19 protein-coding genes and 3 pseudogenes are annotated in these 16,950 nt (G+C 70.0%); 16 read left to right on the top strand and 6 right to left on the bottom strand.

Features of this window, described 5'->3' with window-relative positions; translation table 11 throughout:
- The first annotated feature begins 467 nt into the window (after positions 1-467).
- The 4 genes and pseudogenes from ACFYPH_RS18225 (at position 468) to ACFYPH_RS18210 (ending at position 3,117) form a co-directional block, all read left to right on the top strand.
- Positions 468-1,715 (top strand): hypothetical protein, encoded by a 1,248-nt coding sequence (locus ACFYPH_RS18225; protein WP_363935869.1) that lies wholly within the window; start codon positions 468-470, stop codon positions 1,713-1,715.
- A gap of 107 nt (positions 1,716-1,822) precedes the next feature.
- Positions 1,823-2,407, top strand: a complete 585-nt coding sequence (locus ACFYPH_RS18220; RefSeq protein WP_387183060.1) for a phosphatase PAP2 family protein — start codon at positions 1,823-1,825, stop codon at positions 2,405-2,407.
- A gap of 39 nt (positions 2,408-2,446) precedes the next feature.
- Positions 2,447-2,749 (top strand): annotated as a pseudogene (locus ACFYPH_RS18215) (ABC transporter permease); the annotation flags it as partial.
- Between the two features lie 101 nt (positions 2,750-2,850).
- Entirely contained in the window at positions 2,851-3,117 is a 267-nt protein-coding gene (locus ACFYPH_RS18210; protein ID WP_355065907.1) for an ABC transporter permease, read from the top strand.
- Positions 3,118-3,244: 127 nt separating this feature from the next.
- On the opposite strand, the gene ACFYPH_RS18205 is transcribed toward ACFYPH_RS18210, so the two are convergent.
- Positions 3,245-3,448 carry a hypothetical protein gene (locus ACFYPH_RS18205; protein WP_355136548.1) on the bottom strand — a complete coding sequence of 68 codons (204 nt, stop codon included), beginning with the start codon at positions 3,446-3,448 and terminating at the stop codon, positions 3,245-3,247.
- 409 nt (positions 3,449-3,857) lie between these two features.
- On the opposite strand from ACFYPH_RS18205, the gene ACFYPH_RS18200 reads away from it, so the two are divergent.
- The 9 genes and pseudogenes from ACFYPH_RS18200 (at position 3,858) to ACFYPH_RS18160 (ending at position 11,249) form a co-directional block, all read left to right on the top strand.
- Entirely contained in the window at positions 3,858-4,619 is a 762-nt protein-coding gene (locus ACFYPH_RS18200) for a DeoR/GlpR family DNA-binding transcription regulator (protein ID WP_354855661.1), read from the top strand.
- A complete protein-coding gene (pfkB, locus tag ACFYPH_RS18195) occupies positions 4,616-5,524 on the top strand; it encodes a 1-phosphofructokinase (RefSeq protein ID WP_355065909.1) in 909 nt (302 codons plus the stop codon). The genes ACFYPH_RS18200 and pfkB overlap by 4 nt, the downstream gene beginning before the upstream one ends.
- Before the next feature lie 60 nt (positions 5,525-5,584).
- A complete protein-coding gene (locus tag ACFYPH_RS18190) occupies positions 5,585-6,745 on the top strand; it encodes a PTS mannitol transporter subunit IICB (RefSeq protein ID WP_354855659.1) in 1,161 nt (386 codons plus the stop codon).
- Positions 6,746-6,749: 4 nt separating this feature from the next.
- Complete coding sequence (locus ACFYPH_RS18185) at positions 6,750-7,058, top strand: PTS lactose transporter subunit IIB (RefSeq protein WP_354855658.1); 309 nt, start codon at positions 6,750-6,752, stop codon at positions 7,056-7,058.
- Complete coding sequence (locus tag ACFYPH_RS18180; RefSeq protein ID WP_355065911.1) at positions 7,051-7,485, top strand: PTS sugar transporter subunit IIA; 435 nt, start codon at positions 7,051-7,053, stop codon at positions 7,483-7,485. The genes ACFYPH_RS18185 and ACFYPH_RS18180 overlap by 8 nt, the downstream gene beginning before the upstream one ends.
- Entirely contained in the window at positions 7,482-8,522 is a 1,041-nt protein-coding gene (locus ACFYPH_RS18175; protein ID WP_355065913.1) for a zinc-dependent dehydrogenase, read from the top strand. The genes ACFYPH_RS18180 and ACFYPH_RS18175 overlap by 4 nt, the downstream gene beginning before the upstream one ends.
- A 9-nt stretch (positions 8,523-8,531) precedes the next feature.
- Entirely contained in the window at positions 8,532-8,807 is a 276-nt protein-coding gene (locus tag ACFYPH_RS18170; RefSeq protein WP_354855655.1) for an HPr family phosphocarrier protein, read from the top strand.
- A pseudogene (ptsP, locus tag ACFYPH_RS18165) lies at positions 8,800-10,419 on the top strand (phosphoenolpyruvate--protein phosphotransferase); the annotation flags it as partial. The gene ACFYPH_RS18170 and the pseudogene ptsP, both read left to right, overlap by 8 nt.
- A gap of 323 nt (positions 10,420-10,742) precedes the next feature.
- Positions 10,743-11,249: a hypothetical protein gene (locus ACFYPH_RS18160; RefSeq protein ID WP_387183053.1), complete on the top strand. Its 507-nt coding sequence runs from the start codon at positions 10,743-10,745 to the stop codon at positions 11,247-11,249.
- 292 nt (positions 11,250-11,541) lie between these two features.
- On the opposite strand, the gene ACFYPH_RS18155 is transcribed toward ACFYPH_RS18160, so the two are convergent.
- Positions 11,542-11,841, bottom strand: coding sequence for a hypothetical protein (locus tag ACFYPH_RS18155; RefSeq protein WP_387183050.1), 300 nt, complete (start codon positions 11,839-11,841; stop codon positions 11,542-11,544).
- A 17-nt stretch (positions 11,842-11,858) separates the two neighbouring features.
- Between ACFYPH_RS18155 and ACFYPH_RS18150 the strand changes: the two are divergent.
- Positions 11,859-12,193 (top strand): annotated as a pseudogene (locus tag ACFYPH_RS18150) (ABC transporter ATP-binding protein); the annotation flags it as partial.
- Between the two features lie 378 nt (positions 12,194-12,571).
- Positions 12,572-14,521 carry a translation factor GTPase family protein gene (locus ACFYPH_RS18145; RefSeq protein WP_354855653.1) on the top strand — a complete coding sequence of 650 codons (1,950 nt, stop codon included), beginning with the start codon at positions 12,572-12,574 and terminating at the stop codon, positions 14,519-14,521.
- A 120-nt stretch (positions 14,522-14,641) separates the two neighbouring features.
- Here ACFYPH_RS18145 and ACFYPH_RS18140 read toward each other — a convergent pair whose 3' ends face one another.
- The 4 genes from ACFYPH_RS18140 to ACFYPH_RS18125 form a co-directional block, all read right to left on the bottom strand.
- Positions 14,642-15,205 carry a dihydrofolate reductase family protein gene (locus ACFYPH_RS18140; protein ID WP_354855652.1) on the bottom strand — a complete coding sequence of 188 codons (564 nt, stop codon included), beginning with the start codon at positions 15,203-15,205 and terminating at the stop codon, positions 14,642-14,644.
- A gap of 11 nt (positions 15,206-15,216) precedes the next feature.
- Complete coding sequence (locus tag ACFYPH_RS18135; RefSeq protein WP_387183047.1) at positions 15,217-15,699, bottom strand: SRPBCC domain-containing protein; 483 nt, start codon at positions 15,697-15,699, stop codon at positions 15,217-15,219.
- Complete coding sequence (locus ACFYPH_RS18130; RefSeq protein WP_355065921.1) at positions 15,696-16,070, bottom strand: metalloregulator ArsR/SmtB family transcription factor; 375 nt, start codon at positions 16,068-16,070, stop codon at positions 15,696-15,698. Before ACFYPH_RS18130 ends, ACFYPH_RS18135 begins: the two co-directional genes overlap by 4 nt.
- 165 nt (positions 16,071-16,235) lie before the next feature.
- A complete protein-coding gene (locus tag ACFYPH_RS18125; RefSeq protein WP_387183044.1) occupies positions 16,236-16,835 on the bottom strand; it encodes a hypothetical protein in 600 nt (199 codons plus the stop codon).
- Here ACFYPH_RS18125 and ACFYPH_RS18120 point away from each other — a divergent pair.
- Positions 16,824-16,946: a hypothetical protein gene (locus tag ACFYPH_RS18120; protein WP_355065925.1), complete on the top strand. Its 123-nt coding sequence runs from the start codon at positions 16,824-16,826 to the stop codon at positions 16,944-16,946. The genes ACFYPH_RS18125 and ACFYPH_RS18120 overlap by 12 nt on opposite strands.
- The last annotated feature ends 4 nt before the right edge of the window (positions 16,947-16,950 follow it).

Genomic DNA, 16,950 nt, shown 5'->3' with positions numbered 1-16,950 from the left:
AGTCGCTCTGCCAGGCTGAATTGACGGGCCCAGCTGGACGTCCGGCATGAGCGTGCCTGAACCTCGACGACTCGGCGTGCCAACGCCAGCGCGTCCACGCCGGGGCGGTACAGCGACGCCCACAACTGGGCGTCAAGCTCTACTGCGGCCCTCTCCCACGGCTGCGCTGGCTCCGCCGGCTTTCCCTTCTCTTCCTTGACCCGTCGGTACACCGCTCGCTCCCGGGCTCTCCTCGCGAGGCCCATGAGGTCCGTGATCAGAATGAACGGCCGACGGTCGATCGGAAACGCCCAGGGCATGGTCCGGTGTCGTCCTCCACCACCAGCAACCTGCTCACCCCGAAAATTAGCCTTTCCCCCGGATATCCGCCCGTCGTGGTCCTCAGCAAGTTTTCAGGCCGCATGCCGCACCTTGGTCGACGTCACCGGCCGCCGACCGCGGTCGTCCGAGCGTCGACTGGAGTTTTCATGGAGTACCTGGCAACGCGTTCGCGGGGCTGGCTGACCAAGGTGCCGGCGATCACCGCCACGTTCTGGGTCATCAAAGTCCTGTCGACCACGATCGGGGAGACGTTCGCCGACTACCTCTCCGTCAACGTGGGGCTCGGCCCGCTCGTCACCACCGCGGTGATGATCGCCGTGCTCGCCGCCGCGCTCACCGTGCAGTTCCGAACGCGCAAGTACACCCCGTGGATCTACTGGCTGTGCGTGGTGCTCGTCAGCATCGTCGGCACCCAGATCACCGACTTCTTCACCGACACCCTCGGCGTCAGCCTGTACGTCAGCACCGCGGTCTTCTCGGTCATCCTGGCCGTGGTCTTCATGATCTGGTATCGCCAGGAGCGCACTCTGGCGATCACCTCGATCGACACACCGCGGCGCGAGGGCTTCTACTGGGCCGCGATCCTCACCACGTTCGCACTCGGCACCGCGGCCGGCGACCTGGCCACCGAGGCGCTCAGCCTGGGCTTCCGCAACGGCACACTGATCTTCGGCGGCCTCATCCTGCTCACCTGGATCGGCAACCGCGCCGGCGCTTCCACCGTGCTGACGTTCTGGATCGCGTACGTCCTCACCCGCCCGCTCGGCGCGTCCCTGGGCGACCTGCTGACCCAGTCCAAGGACTTCGGTGGCCTCGACCTGGGCGCCAGCGCGACCAGCCTGCTGTTCTTCGCGGTCATCCTGGTGCTGGTTGGCCGGGAGCAGGTGCTGGCCAATCGGCACGGGGTGGCGGCCAAGGGTGACGGTCCGCTCGGCGGACGCCGCCCGGACTACGCCTGGGCGGCCGCCGGTGTCGCGGCTGTCGTCATCGCCGGCTTCGGCCTCAGCGCCCTCCGCCCGGGGGCAGGCAGCACGGACGCGCAGACCGTCACCGTCGCTCAGCCCGACGGGGCGACGCAGGCTGCGGCCCAGCCGGTGCACCCCACTACCCGCCTGGGAGACCTGACCGGCTTCGCCAGGATCGCCGGCGACATGCAGGCCATGGTTGCCCGTAACGACCTCGCGGGTGGCCGGACCCGCGCCAAGGACCTGGAGGTGCGCTGGGACGACGCCGAGGCCGGCCTCAAACCCCGCGATCCGGCGAGTTGGCACAGGCTCGACAGCGAAATCGATGCCGTCCTGACCTCGCTGCGAGCCGGACAGCCGAGCCCAGCCGACTGCTCCGCCAACCTGCGGGCCCTCACCACCACCCTGAACCAATTCGACGGCGTGTGACTCCACGCCGACCCAGGCCGCCGGCCCATCTCAGTGCCCCCGCTGGGATGGGCCGGCCCACGGCTTTCAGCACCTCTTAAATGCGCCACCCAGGGAGATTGGCCAGCGTGAACTATCAGCTCGTCGAACTGATCAACGGCGCCGCGGGTCGGGCCGACAGCGTAGACGACGTGATGGAGTTCGCCGCGACCTGGTTGATCTATCCGGGTCTCGCGGTCGCCGCCGTGCTCGGGGGCCGGGCCCTGCTCGACCGTCGGATCCGCCCGGTGGTCCAGCTCGGCGCCGCGCTCGTTCTGGCGTTCGGGTTCGCCGTCGTGCTCTCACACATCAGCGCCCAGGGGCGGCCGTTCCAGAGCCATCAGGTGCACCAGCTCATCGCGCACGACCCCGGTGTCTCGCTGCCCAGCGATCACGCAACGGCGGCGTTTACGCTGGCGTTCGGCGTGTACGCGTTCCTGGGCCGCCGCTGGGGTGTCGTGCTGGCCGTCGCGGCGCTGGCGATCGGTTTCGCCCGGATCTGGGTCGGCGTGCACTACCCGAGGGACATCGTCGCTGGGGCAATCATCGGCGGTGTGGCGGTCCTCGAAGTGGTGGCCGCCGCGCGGTTCGGGCTCGCGTTCGCGGCCACGAACAGGCAAGCGCACCAGAACGTAGAGCCCGCCTCTTCTCTCAATGCGTGGGTGCTCTGGTGAATCAGGGAACGATCTCCGCCGGACCCACGCTGGCCCGTCGTGCTGGTGGCGCTGGTCGCCCGGCTCGGGGAAAGCCGTGGGGGCGTGACGGCGTCGCTCCGGGCGATCCTGCAGCTGGTGGTCGTCTCGTTGCTGATCGCCGCCGTGCTGCGTTCCTGGTGGGCCACTGCCGGGTTCGTCGCGGTGAAGCTGCTGGTCGCCGGCGTCACCGCGGCCCGCAGGGTGAGCACGTTCCGGCTCGGGTGGCTCGCGATCATCCCGATCACGGCCGGGGCGCTGCCGGTCGGCGCGCTGATCGTCGGGGCCGGAACGATGCCGCTGACCGAGGTGGCGGTCCTGCCGATCGCCGGCATCCTGATCGGCGGCGCGATGACCGCGACGTCGCTGTCTGGCCGTCGGACTCCAATGAGTTACGGGATCGGAAGGGCGAGTACGAGGCGGCGTTGGCGCTCGGCTTCCTGCCTCGCGAGGCCGCGCTCGAGGTGTGCCGGCCTGTCGCCGGTCAGGCCCTGGACCAGACCCGGACCGTGGGTCTGGTCACGCTGCCCGGTGCTTTCGTCGGAGTGCTGCTCGGCGGTGGCTCCGCCGTGCAGGCCGGCGCCACTCAGCTGCTGGTGCTGATCGCGTTGCTGGCGGCGGAGGCGATCGTCGTCGGGCTCACTCTGGAACTGGTTGCCGGCGGGATGCTTCGTCGGCCGGTGGCTCCATAGCCGTCCGCGGCCGGGCCGGGCGGAGTTACAGGAACAGCACACCGGCCGCGTACGCCACCCAGACCGCGACCTCGAGCCAGGTGGCCGTGGGTGTGATGTTGGCTGAATACGGGCGACTCTCCACCAACTAGAGGTGCTCGCAGTATGGAGAACAGCGACGGCCAAGTGCGTGGCCCAGGTCCCGCAGGAGGGTGCCCAGCCGCTCGGTCTCCTCGGCGGTGGGCGGAGTGATGGCTGCGCCAGCCGCAATGTGCTCTCCGGCCTCGTGCAGCGTGACGTACAGATCTTCGGCGGTTGCGCGGTCCAGCCGCAGAACGATGTCATCCCGCATCCGCAGACCCTAATCGCGCTTCACGCTCCACCGCTTTGGCAGGGCCGGAATGCGCGGCTTTGCTGCTGACAACGCGCACGGCTGACAACGCGCACGGCGACGTCCACATATGCGGAGCCCCGCGGAGAGGCTTGAGTTGCTCGTGGGCTGGGGCGGCCGCAGCCGCCCCGATGACCCTACTGGCGTATCGGTGCGGATCGGGTTGGAGCTACGGGCGCGCTCGCAGGCGGCAGCGCCTGCCACGCAGCCGAGGGTCGACGCCGCGTGAGCACGGTTAAAGATCAGGCTAGGTCCCGCTCGTCCTGCCAGGTGCCGACCGGTGTGGCTTTCTGTGGTCCGTCTCTTGACTTCCCCTAAAGTCGGGCGTAAACAAAGCACAAGCAAAACGAAACGGCGGTGAAACAACAACATGTACGCCGAAGAACGACAGCAGGAGATCCTCCGCATCGCCCGAGAGATGGGCCGGGTCGAGGTGGCGGGCTTGGCCGACGGGCTCAACGTGACGTCGGAGACCATCCGCCGCGATCTCACCATCCTGGAGCGGGCCGGGGTGCTGCGTCGAGTCCACGGTGGAGCTATTCCGGTCGAACGGCTCGGGTTCGAGCCCGCGCTGGCGGCGCGTGACGCGGTGCTCATCGAGGAGAAGGAGCGCATCGCCAAGCTCGCCTTGAGCGAGGTGCCGGAGGAGGGCGCGATCATCCTCGACGCCGGCACCACGACCGCCCGGCTGGCCCAGCTGCTGCCGGTGGACCGAGAGCTGACCGTCGTGGTCAACTCGCCGGTCATCGCCACGACCCTCGGTACCTATGCCAACCTCAACGTCCTGCTGCTGGGTGGACGGGTCCGCGGGAAGACCCTGGCGACCGTCGACGACTGGGCGCTGTCGCCGTTGGCGGACCTCTACGTCGACGTCGCGTTCGTCGGGACCAACGGCATCTCGGTCGAGCGCGGGCTGACCACCCCGGACCCGTCCGAGGCTGCGGTGAAGCGGGCGATGGTTCGTGCGGCCCGCCGCACGGTGGTGGTCGCCGATCACACCAAGCTCGGCAACGATTACTTCGCCCGGTTCGCTGAGCTGGCCGACGTCGACCTGCTCATCACCGACAGCCGTGCCGACGTCGACCTGGTCGGTGACCTGGAGTCCGCGAATGTCCGGGTGGTACGCGCATGATCGTCACCGTCACCCTCAACCCCAGCCTCGACCGGGCCGTGGAGGTCGACTCACTCACCCGGGGCGAGGTCATCCGGGCTGCCACAGCTCACCTTGACCCCGGCGGCAAGGGCGTCAACGTATCCCGTGCACTGCTGGCCAACGGGGTGCCGTCGGTAGCGGTGTTGCCGTCCGGCGGTGACGAGGGCAATCAGCTCATCCGCCTACTCCAGGCGGAGGGTGTGGAGGTCCTCGCCGTGTCGATCTCCGGACGGACCCGTTCCAACATCACCCTGGCCGAGCCCGACGGCACGGTCACCAAAATCAACGAGCCTGGCCCGGCCATGTGCCGCGCCGAGTTCGACGAGGTGATCGACCGTGTGCTCGCCCGCGCCAGCGGTGCCGACTGGGCCGTGCTGTGCGGCAGCGTCCCGCCCGGCCTGCCCGCCGACGCTTACGCTCAGTTGTGCCGGAAGCTGCGCGCTGCCGGCGTCAGGGTCGCCGTCGATACCAGCGGTCCTGCCCTGCGCGAGGCCGCTCTGGCTGGGGCGACCCTGCTCAAGCCCAACCGCGACGAACTGGCCGAAGTGGTCGGCACCCCGCTGAAGGACCTCGGCGATGTGGTCGATGCCGCTCAGTGCCTGCGGGCATGGGGAGCCGGCACCGTCGTGGCCAGCCTCGGCGCTGACGGCGCTGTCCTGGTCAACGCCGAAGGGGTCCGCACCGGCACCTGTCCGGTCGCCCGGCCCCGTAGCACCGTCGGTGCCGGCGATGCGCTGCTCGCCGGGTTCCTCGCTGCGGGGGCGCAGGGTGCCGCCGCCCTCGCTGAGGGCCTGGCCTGGGGCGCCGCCGCGGTGAGCCTGCCCGGCAGCCGGATGCCCGGGCCGGCGGATCTGTTCCGCCACGACGTCACCATCCACACCTAGCCGGACGACCTTCTTCCCCCTGCGGCTGTCTGGACCGCCCCTCATGAAGGAGATACCCCCGTGACCTCCTCTTCCTACACACCAGAAGTAAAGGGCCAGGGCCCCAAAGCCACCGTGCAACGCCTCGGCGGCTACCTGGCCGCGATGGTCATGCCCAACATCGGCGCGTTCATCGCCTGGGGCCTGATCACCGCACTGTTCATTCCAACCGGCTGGCTGCCCAACAAGACCCTGGCGGAACTGGTCGGCCCGATCATCAGCATCCTGCTACCGGTGCTCATCGGCTACACCGGCGGCCGGCTGGTCCACGGCCAGCGCGGTGCCGTCGTGGGCGCGGTGGCGACCATGGGCCTCGTCGTCGGCGCGGACGTGCCGATGATCCTCGGCGCGATGATCATTGGGCCGCTCACGGCCTATCTCCTCAAGCTGTTCGACAGCCTGGTCGAGAACAGGATCCGCCCCGGCTTCGAGATGCTTGTCGACAACTTCAGCGCCGGCATCATCGGCGCCGCGATGGCCATCGGCGGCGTCTACGGCATCGGCCCGGTGGTCGAATGGCTCACCAAGCAGGCCGGCGCAGGCGTCGACTGGCTCGTCGGCAAGGACCTGCTGCCGCTGACCTCGGTGCTCGTCGAACCCGCCAAAGTGCTCTTCCTCAACAACGCCATCAACCACGGCGTATTCGGCCCGCTGGGCATCGCCGAGGCCGCCGACAAGGGCAAGTCGATCCTGTTCATGATCGAGTCGAACCCCGGCCCCGGCCTCGGTCTGCTGCTCGCCTTCATGCTCTTCGGCCCCCGCGCGCTGCGCCCCAGCGCTCCGGCCGCGATCATCGTGCAGTTCCTCGGCGGCATCCACGAGATCTATTTCCCGTACGTGCTGATGAAGCCGAAGCTGATCCTCGCCATGATCGCCGGGGGTGCGGCCGGCGTCGGCACCTTCGTGATCACCGGTGCGGGCCTGGTCGCCACCCCCTCGCCGGGCAGCATCTTCGCCTACCTCGCGGTCACTCCCAAGGGCGGCCACTTCGGGGTCATTCTCGGCGTCGTGATCGCCGCCGCCGTCACCTTCGCGGTCGCCTCGGCCCTGCTCGGCTTCGGGCGCGGCGAGCCCGCAGCGGACGCTGTCGGCCCGGACGAAGAGGTGGCTGTCCGCCCAGAGCAGGAAAGGGCTGTCGACCCCGACGAGACCCTCGACAAGCCGGCGAAGCAGGAGGTCTGAACAGATGCCCACCATCAACGGCACCGAAATCAAGAAGGTCGTCGTCGCCTGCGACGCCGGCATGGGCAGCAGCGTGATGCTGGCCAGCCAACTTCGGCGGCAACTGGCGAAGAACGCGGTGACCGTCGAGCACACCCCGGTCAACTCGATCCCGGCGGACGCAGACGTGGTCATCTGCCACCAGGGGCTCGCCGCGCGGGCCCGGGTCAGCGCACCCGACAAGGTGATCGTGCCGATCCAGGTGTTCATCGGCGACCCGGCCGTCACCAGGGTCGTGAACGCGGTACAGCGCGGTGGTGAGCTGAGTGGCTGAACTGCTGGCCCGTGACGCGATCCGGCTCGACGAGCGGGCCCGATCGCGGGACGAAGCGATCAGCCGCTGCGGCGCGGTACTCGTCGAGGTCGGCGCGGTCGCCCCGGCGTACGTGGACGCGATGCTCGCCCGCGAGCGGAGCGTCTCCACGTACATCGGGGAGGGCGTCGCCATCCCGCACGGCACGCTGAACAGCAAGGAGTCGGTCCAGCGCGACGCCCTCGCGGTGCTGCGCTTCCCGGACGGCGTCGACTGGGACGGCTTCGACGTGCGGGTCTGTGTCGCCATCGCCGCGGCCGGCGACGGGCACGTGGACATCCTGGCCCAACTCGCCTCGGTGTTGATGGACCCGGCGCAGGCGCAGCGGCTACGAGAGTCGACGAGCGCCGATGACGTGATCGCTATCCTCGAAGGGAACCCCTCGTGAAGGTTGTCCGATTCCACGCACCCGGTGACGTCCGCATCGAGGACGCGCCCGAGCCCACGCCGGGCCCCGCCGACGTGAAGATCCGCGTCCGCGCATGCTCCACCTGCGGCACCGACGTGAAGATCTCCCGCTTCGGCCACCACCACATCGCCCCGCCGCGCGTCATGGGCCACGAGATCGCCGGCGAGATCACCGAAGTCGGTGACGACGTCACGGGCTGGCGGCCGGGGGACCGGGTCCAGGTCATCGCCGCCATCCCCTGCGGTACGTGCGCCGAGTGCCAGCGCGGCCGGATGACCGTGTGCCCCAACCAGGTGTCGATGGGATACCACTTCGACGGCGGGTTCGCCGAATACGTGGTCGTGCCCCACAACGTCCTCGCCGTCGACGGGCTCAACCGGATCCCCGAGGGACTCAGCTTCGCCGAGGCGTCCGTCGCCGAGCCCCTCGCCTGCGTCCTCAACGGCCAGAACCTCGCCGGTGTGGGGGAGGGCGACGACGTGGTCGTCGTGGGCGCCGGGCCGATCGGCTGCCTGCATGTCCGCCTGGCCCGGGCGCGCGGCGCGGCCCGGGTGCTCCTCGTCGACCTCAACCGCGAACGCCTCGACCTGGCCGCCAACCTGGTGCAGCCGGACGCGGCGATCTGCGGCGCCGAGACCGACGTCGTCGACGCGGTGCTCAAGCTCACCGAGGGCCGGGGTGCCGACGTCGTCATTACCGCCACGGCCGCTGGCGCCGCCCAGGAGCAGGCGGTGCAGATGACCGCGCGGCAGGGCCGGATCAGCTTCTTCGGCGGCCTGCCGAAGGACAAGCCGGTCATCTCCCTGGACTCCAACCTCGTGCACTACCGCGAACTGACCATCGTCGGTGCCAACGGCTCCAGCCCGGAACACAACAAGGAGGCGCTGCGACTCATCGCCAACGGCTCCGTGCCGGTCGCCGATCTCATCACCCACTGCCTGCCGCTCGACCGCGCCCTCGACGCCTTCGGCATCGTGGCGCGCGGCGAAGCGATCAAGGTGACGATCGAACCGTAGGAGGATCCGTTGCCCACCAGAACAGTCCTCGTCGGCTCCGCCAGCGGGCTGCACGCCCGCCCGGCGGCGCTGTTCGTCGCCGAAGCGGCGAAGCAGCCGGTGCTGGTCACCATCCGCACCGGCGACAAAAAACCCGTGCCGGCCCGCAGCATGCTCGCCGTGCTGTCGCTCGGCGCCAGGAAGGGCACCGAGGTCACCCTGGAGGCCGACGGCGACGGCGCGCAGGCCGCCGTCGACACCCTGGCCGACCTCCTCGAACGTGATCTGGATGCCGTCGATGCGTGAACTTCGGGGAATCGGGGCCAGCCCTGGCGGTGCGGCGGGGCCGGTCTACCGGCTGGCTCCGCCGCCGGCCCTGCCGCCGTTGGCGGAGACCGTTGATCCCGCAGCCGAGAAGGCGGCCGTGCGGGAAGCGGTCCTCGCCGTCGCCGCCGACCTGACCCGTCGCGCCGACACCGCCCTGGACGCGACCGCCGCCGAGGTCCTGCGCGCCCAGGTGATGATGGCGCAGGACGAGACGCTCATCGACGCGGCCGACATCGCCATCGACGGCGGTGCGGACGCGCCGCACGCGATCACCGACGTGCTCGCCGTGCATCGGGCCGCCTTCGAAGCCGCGGGCGGGTACCTCGCCGAGCGGGTCAGCGACCTCGACGACCTGCGGGACCGGCTCGTTGCGGCGTGCCTGGGGCAGCCGATGCCGGGCGTGCCGGACCCTGGCCATCCGTACCTGCTCATCGCCCGCGACCTGGCACCCGCGGACACCGCCGGCCTCGAACCGGGCCTGGTGCTGGGCCTGGTCACTGCCGAGGGCGGACCGACCAGCCACACCGCGATCCTGGCCCGGACACTCGGTATCCCGGCCGTGGTCCGCTGCGCGGGCATCCTGGACGTGACCGACGGCACGCTGGCCACTCTCGACGGGGCGAGCGGCGTCGTGGTGGCCGGCGTCTCCGCCGACACGGTGACCACTGTCAACGCGGACCGACTCGCGGAGATCGAACGCCGCGCCCGCTCCCAGGGCCCGGGGCGGACCGCAGACGGCCATCCCATCGCGCTACTGGCCAACATCGGCTCCGCCCGCGACCTCACCGGCGAGGTGGAAGGCGTCGGCCTGTTCCGCACCGAGCTGCTCTACCTCGACCGCAGCGACCCGCCGTCGCACGAAGAGCAGGTCGCCGCGTACCGCGACGTCTTCGCCGCGCTGCCCGGCCGCAAGATCGTCGTACGCACCCTCGACGCCGGCGCTGACAAGCCGCTGCCGTTCCTGCGTCTGGCCGATGAACCCAACCCTGCGCTGGGCATCCGCGGCCTGCGGGTCGCGCGGCAGACACCCGCCGTACTCACCACGCAGCTGGCCGCGATCGCGACGGCGGCTGCGGCGGCGGACGTCGACGTGTGGGTGATGGCGCCGATGGTCGCCACGGCGGCGGAGGCGGCCGCGTTCACCGAGTCCTGCCGCGAGCACGGCCTGCCAACCGCCGGCGTGATGATCGAGGTGCCGGCCGCTGCCCTGCGTGCCAGCCAGGTGCTTCGCCACGCGGACTTCCTCAGCATCGGCACCAACGACCTCAGCCAGTACACGTTCGCCGCTGACCGCATGTGCGGCGACCTCGCTGACCTGCTCGACCCGTGGCAGCCCGCGCTGATCGCGCTCCTCGCCTCCTGCGCGGCAGCCGGCGTCGAGGCGGGCAAGCCAGTTGGCGTGTGTGGAGAGTCCGCAGCGGATCCCAATTTCGCTCTGGTGCTGGCAGGCCTGGGCATCACCAGCCTGTCCATGGCGCCCCGCAGCATTCCGGCGGTGCACGAGTCCCTGGCCGCGCACACCCTGGACGAGTGCCGCCAGATCGCCGGGGCGGCCCTTGCTGCCCCCAGCCCGGAGGCAGCCCGGGCGGCGGTGGCCGCGCTTCGCGCCAGCTCCGGTTGGGCGACGGCGTTTCCGTGCGGCGAGCCGGTCGTGGCCACCGGCGATTCGTCGTTCAGATCGTCCAGCCCCAGGGATCGCTAAGGGATGTCTCGTGACCCGACCTCCATCTCGGAAGTGTGACCGCTGAACCATCTGGTCGGGGTGGAGGGCATGGCCGGTCGTCAAGGACTGGTGCCGGCGAGGCCGGATTGGTGGGGCCGGATCGTCGGCAGGTACTCATCCGACGCCTGCGCCGCAGCCGAGGTGATCGGCTGCTCTACAGTCGGCTGCATCGGTCGACGGGAGGGCCCTTCATGGACGCAAGCGACGGGACGATGTTCCGTACGTCCGCCCGCCTCATGTTCCTGTTCAGGCTGGTGATCGGCTTGCTGGCCTGGGCTCTTGTCCAAGTCGTTCTATCACTCGTTGCTGGGCGGCCGCCTGCCGACCTGACGAACATCGTCGCGTCAGGCGTCCTCTACGCCGTCCTCCTCAGTGCTTTCTCGCTCGCCCTGCACCGAAGGAACTGGTCATCGGTCGACGTAACCGGTCCGGCGTTGAGGCTCGCCGAGCGGGGGCGGATGGCCGCTCTCCCGTGGCAGGCCATCCAGTCGGCGATGGTCCGCCGTCCTGGTCCGTTCGCCGTCCTTGAGGTCACTCTGCTCCCCGCAGCGGTCGTGCCGTCTGCCACGACACTTCGTCCACGGCTCCGTGCGGGACAGCCTGTCTACACGGTCAGCGTCGGCTTGCTTAGGCCCGCGACCGGCGTCCTGCGCGCCGAACTTGCCCGGCACCTGCCCCAGGTAGCCTCCCAATCCTGAATCCTGCCAAGCGAACGCCCCGTAACCCCGATGATCATCCGGTAAGGACGATCATCGAGGATGCCTGTGTGCAGGTGATCTCCGCAGCCCACCCGGAGTGGATCTTCCCGTTCACGGGTCTGCAGCCGGCCCCTTAGGTCGCCCGCAGCTGGGCTCTGCCGTACGGTCGACGCAGCAGGTCGCCGGGTCCGCGCCGGCGGATCGGGTGCGGGCCTGGGCGCGCTGGTGCTCTGGGGGACTCCAGCGGTACGCCTCGGCGAGCGTCTCCCGGCGGCGCCGGCGGAGGCGCCGATCAGCGGGACGCGGCGACGTCGCTCAGGATCCTCGCCAGCTCGTCCGGGGCGTCGCGCATGAGGTTGTGGCCGCCGGCCAGCGCGTGCGTGGTCCAGCGGGGGTCCTCGCTCAGCCTGCGGTAGGTCGGGGTGAACGGCGACTGGTCGGCCCACCCGGCGGCGTACACGTAGTCCCGGCGGCGGATGTGCGCCAGGTCGCCGGCGAGCCGTAGCGGTTGGAGCACGGAGGCGATCGGGTGTGCCGTCGCCCGGGCGTCGAAGAACGGCAGTGGCCGGGACGCACATCCCGTCTCGTCCACGTCTGCATACCATCTCCGAGTTGACCGAGCTGCGGCGGGATCGGGTTGGATTCGTCTTCCAGGCGTACAACCTGCTGGGCGCGCTGACCGTGGAGGAGGGAGAACGTCACGCTGCCATTGCGGCTGGCGGACGGGAAGACCGACAAGACGTGGCTGAGCCAGGTGCTCACCGCGCTCGGCATCAGCGAGTACGGCGGGCGGCGCCCCAGCGAACTCTCCGGCGGCCAGCAGCAGCGAGTCGCGGTCGCCCGCGCGCTGATCACCCGTCCGGACATGGTGGGCAGCGGACGAGCCGACCGGCGCGCTGGACACCCGATCCAGCAAACGGGTTCTGGAGTTGCTGCGAAACGTCGGTACGCCGGGAAGCTCGCGTCGCCGGCACGGCGTCGTGCCCTGCCCTGATTGTCGCCGCCCACGCCACGACAGCCGCTCTACCTGATGCCCGATGGTACGGGGTAGCGGTCCACCAGAGTGCCGACGCACAGGCGGCGGCACGGCGACGCCAGGGGTTGTGGCGGGTCGACACGGCCTGATGCGCGGGGCCGACCGTGGCGGTGCCGCGATCGAATTCGGTGGCGGCGGTCGCAGCGGACGTGCGAACCTCAAGACGCCGCACCGCTGCACCCAGGTGGAGCACGTCGGCCACAACGACCATGACGAGGAGTGACAATGCGAGCAGCTTCCACGCTCCGGACCCTTGACCGTCCTACCGTGGAGTTCTGCTTTGGCCTTGTTGAACCTTGGAATCGTCGCCCATGTTGACGCCGGAAAGACCAGCCTGACCGAGCGCCTGCTCTACGAGGCAGGCGCCGTGTCCCAGTTGGGCAGCGTCGACGCCGGCACGACACGGACCGACTCGATGGAGCTGGAGCGCCGGCGCGGCATCACCATTCGGGCGGCCGTCACGTCGATCGCCATTGGTGATCTGAGCATCAACCTGCTGGACACCCCCGGCCATCCGGATTTCATCGCGGAGGTCGAGCGGTCGCTGGCAGTGCTCGACGCCGCCGTGCTCGTGGTGTCCAGCGTCGAGGGGGTCCAGCCGCAGACCGTCGCCATCTGGCGGGCGCTGCGCCGCATCGGCGTACCGACGGTCTTCTTCCTGAACAAGGTGGACCGCCGCGGCGCCGACGTCGACCGGGTGCTGACCCAGGTACGCCAGCGGCTCGGGGCGCGTCCGGTCCTGCTCACCACGGTCACCGGCCAGAGCGGGCGCGACGTCCGGGTGCGGGCCGTCGGCCTCGACGCCGAACCGGTGCTGGAGGCGGTGGCGGAGGTCGACGACGCGGTGGCGGCGCGGTGGCTGACAGACGAGCCGGTACGCATCCGCGACGTCCGCCGTGCGATCCGGAACGCGGTGCGCCGCGCCGAGCTCACCCCGGTGGCGTGCGGTTCGGCGATCACCGGAGCAGGGGTACGGCAACTGTGCCACCTCCTCGCCGACCTGCTGCCGCGTGGCGAGCAGCGGGACGGGCCGCTGGCGGGCACGGTCTTCGCCGTCGATCGGGACGGCCACGGCCGGCGGGCATGGCTGCGATTGTGGTCCGGCCGTCTGCGGGTGCGAGATCGGGTGCAGCTGGCCGGGGCCCGCCCGCAGACGGTGACCCAGATCGCCGTCATCGAGCCCGAAGGCGTGCTGGTGCGCCCCTCGGTGTCCGCCGGTCAGATTGCCGCGGTGCGTGGCGTCTCGGCCCGGATCGGCCAGCACATCGGGGACCCGCCTCGGCGGCACGGCTATCGGTTTCCGCCGCCCACCCGGCAGGCGGTCGTCGAGCCGGTGAATCCGGAGCAGCGCCTGGCGATGTTCGCCGGCCTGGCCGAGCTGGCCGACGAGGACCCGCTGGTGGACCTGCGGCTCGACGAGCAGCAGGCGGAGGCGGTGATCCGTCTGCACGGGGAGGTCCAGAAGGAGGTGCTGGCCGCCCTCCTGGAGGACCGGTACGGCGTCCGGGTGCGCTTCTCCGGCACGCTGACGGCCTGCATCGAGCGGGTCGTCGGCACCGGAGCCTTCGAGGAGCGGGTGCACGAGCGCGGCAACCCGTACCTGGCCGGGCTCGGGCTACGGATCGAGGCCGCCCCGGTCGGGCACGGCATCGACTTTCGTCCCGGTGTCGAACCCGGCCGGCTGCCACCGGCATTCGTCGCCGCCACGGAGGAGGGCGTGCGGGCCGCGCTGCGGCAGGGTCGGCACGGCTGGCCGGTCACCGACTGTGTGGTAACCATGACGGCCTCCCGGTACCTCCCGCGACAGAGCAGGCCGCATCAGAAGTTCGACAAGTCCATCTCGACCGTGGCGGCGGACTTCCGCAACCTCGCCCCGGTCGTGGTCGCCGCGGCGCTGCGCCAAGCCGGTGCCCGGGTGTGCCAGCCGATCGAGCGGTTCGACGTCAACCTTCCCCAGCACGCGGTGGAGGCGGTGCTGGCGCTGCTCGTCAGGCGGGGAGGGGTGGTCCACGAGACCGCCGTCGCCGGCGGTTACCTCGAGGTGAGCGGCACCCTGCCGTCCTCCCGGGTGCCGCAGGTCGTCGCCGCTCTTCCCGACCTCACCGGCGGGGAGGCTGTCCTGACCACGACCTTCGACCACTACGCGCCGGTCACCGGCGAGGACCCGCCGACCTTGCCCCGGCGCGGACCGGACCCGGGCGACCGGGAGGCGTGGTTCCGTGCCGTACCGCGGTAGGCCGGCCGTTCCGACCGCGAGCGGGTTTCCACAGGTCAGGGCCTGTGGAAACCCTCCGCCGAACCGGTCGTCAGCGCTCCGCCGGTGATGCCAGCGCCGGCGATCGGGCAGGGCTGTCGTTCACTGCCCGAGAGGGCGGTAGCGGAGGTGTACGACGCCGTTTCGGAATCGGCGCTGATCGATCAGCTCAAGGTCGGTGCGTGTGCCGGTCGGCAGCCCTGGCTTGCCCCCGCCGACGACAACGGGCCAGATGAACAGCTGGCACTCGTCGACCAGCCCGGCCTTGAAAGCCTGCGCCGCGAGGTTGGCACCTCCTACGGTGAGATCGCTGCTGGCCGTCGCCTTCAGTTCGTGTACCGCGGCGGGGTCGAAACGGCGTTCGAGTCGGGTGTCGGCAGTTGACACCGCGGCGAGGGTCGTCGAGTAGACGACTTTGTTCGCCGCCTTCCAGACGCTCGCGAAGTCGGCCGTGAGGTCAGACTGCGCGGCCAGAGCCGGGTTGGTCTCCCAGTGGGCCATCGATTCGTACAGGCGCCGGCCGTAGAGGAACGTGCCGACGGACCGAAGGAGGTCGGTGTAGAGCACGAATAGCTCATCGTCCATCGGCAACCAGTTGAACGCGCCGCTTTCGTCCTCGATGTAGCCGTCAAGCGATACGTTGTTCACGTAGATCAGCTTCGCCATGCCTCTACCCCTCAATGATCAGCTGCAAGGACCTGGACATTCGCCAACGCGGCGTCCAGCTTGGTGAACGCCTGGCGCCAACCCTCCTCGCTGGGCTGTGTCAGGTGCTCGGGCAGCCACTGGCGGATCTCCAGTCGCGTCCGCCCGTCGGATTCGTCGTGGAACTCGACCCGCAACCTCGTCTCGAACGGCTCGATGCCCTCCTGCAGCCGGCCACTGACGTGCATGACGCCTTCGAGCAGTTCGCCGTCGGCGACGTCGGTGAGGTCGACGTGGACGTGGACGCGAAGGTCGGGTGTGGCCGCATTGACCTCCGTCCACCGTTGAAAGCCCCCGGGGCGTACGTCGAACTCGATCTCGTCGCGCGGTAGTGAGTTGCCGATCGGGCCCCACCACGCCGCCAGGTGGTCAGGGTCGATGAAGGCTTGGTAGACGAGCTCCCGTGGCGCGTCGAACACGCGAGAGATGACGAGCTGCGGAGTTTCGGCGTTCATTCGAGCTCCCGGGTGTCGTCGGCCATCTGATCCGTTGCCCGTCCGGCGGCCTGCACCGCGGCAAGGTGGGCATCGAGGCGGGTGAGGGACGAGTCCCAGAACCGCCGGTAGTGCTCGATCCAGTCGGCCGCCTCGCGCAGCGGGGCCGCCTCGAGGCGGCTCTCGCGCCACTTGCCCGACCGCGATCGCGAGATGAGCGCGGCGCGTTCGAGCACCTTCAGGTGCCGTGACACCGCTGGCATCGAGATGGAGAAAGAAGCGGTCAGATCGGTGACCGTGGCATCGCGTTCGGCCAGCTCGGCGAGGATTGCCCGTCGAGTCGGGTCGGCGAGCGCCGAGAACACCGCGCTGAGCTGGTCGGTGCCACCCACCCGAACCGCCTCCCTTCACTTAACGGACCTGTTAAGCGTATTGAGGTGCCGATGATGTTGTCAACGGATTCGTTCGCCTGGGCCGGCTCGGCTCCCGCCACCAGCGCTGACGTACGCCGGACGCGGACAGCCCCTTCAGTAGAGGTGGCGACTACTGCGTGAGGATCAGCTGTCCGAGTTCCTGGGTGCATCGGGTGAGCGCGACGTAGAGGCCGTTCCAACCGCGCGGCTCAGCGGCGATGCCCTGGGGTCAATGAGGAGCGTCGCGTCCCATTCCAATCCCTTGGACTGGGTCGCGGTGAGCACTGGCACATCACTCAGCACGGCCAGGAGTTCGGCGATGCGGTCGGCGGGAGCGATGACGCCGACCGTGCCGCCGTGCCACCGCTGCTGCAGCTGCCGCACTGCTTCGACGGCAGCACCAGCAAGATCAGCGGGTGCGATCGTGAGCTCCCAGGGGGCGATGCCGGAGGAGCGTACCGCCCGTGGCGGCGTGTTGTGGCTGCCAGCCTTCTTCAAGACCGGTTCGGTGAGGTCCATGACCTCGCGCGGGGTCCGGTAGCAGATGGTGAGTTCCGCGGCGGTCCAGCGGTCTCCGAAAACGGCCCGCACCGCTTGTGCCCAGCTGGTGTGCCGGTGGGCTGCCTCCGCCTGGTCGATGTCACCGACGGCGGTGATGGAGCGGCTGGGACAGCGCCGCAGAACCATCTGCCACTGCATCTCGGACAGCTCCTGCGCCTCGTCGATGACGACGTGGCCGTACACCCAGCCACGCTGCCGGCGAGCGCGGTCGGCAACGAACTCGCCCTGTGGTTGCGGGGCGTCGACCTCGCCGAGCAGGTCGGCAATGGTGTCGAGCAGGGGAATGTCGCTTGATGCC

Origin of the sequence: Micromonospora sp. NPDC005252 (assembly GCF_042872475.1) — a bacterium.
Classification (GTDB): domain Bacteria; phylum Actinomycetota; class Actinomycetes; order Mycobacteriales; family Micromonosporaceae; genus Micromonospora.
This window is presented reverse-complemented; position numbering and strand designations above follow the sequence as displayed.

Coding starts and splice junctions, on each gene's coding strand:
- ACFYPH_RS18225 (WP_363935869.1), top strand. CDS start 468: ATGGAGTACCTGGCAACGCGTTCGCGGGGCTGGCTGACCAAGGTGCCG.
- ACFYPH_RS18205 (WP_355136548.1), bottom strand. CDS start 3,448: ATGCGGGATGACATCGTTCTGCGGCTGGACCGCGCAACCGCCGAAGAT.
- ACFYPH_RS18200 (WP_354855661.1), top strand. CDS start 3,858: ATGTACGCCGAAGAACGACAGCAGGAGATCCTCCGCATCGCCCGAGAG.
- pfkB (WP_355065909.1), top strand. CDS start 4,616: ATGATCGTCACCGTCACCCTCAACCCCAGCCTCGACCGGGCCGTGGAG.
- ACFYPH_RS18185 (WP_354855658.1), top strand. CDS start 6,750: ATGCCCACCATCAACGGCACCGAAATCAAGAAGGTCGTCGTCGCCTGC.
- ACFYPH_RS18160 (WP_387183053.1), top strand. CDS start 10,743: ATGGACGCAAGCGACGGGACGATGTTCCGTACGTCCGCCCGCCTCATG.
- ACFYPH_RS18140 (WP_354855652.1), bottom strand. CDS start 15,205: ATGGCGAAGCTGATCTACGTGAACAACGTATCGCTTGACGGCTACATC.
- ACFYPH_RS18135 (WP_387183047.1), bottom strand. CDS start 15,699: ATGAACGCCGAAACTCCGCAGCTCGTCATCTCTCGCGTGTTCGACGCG.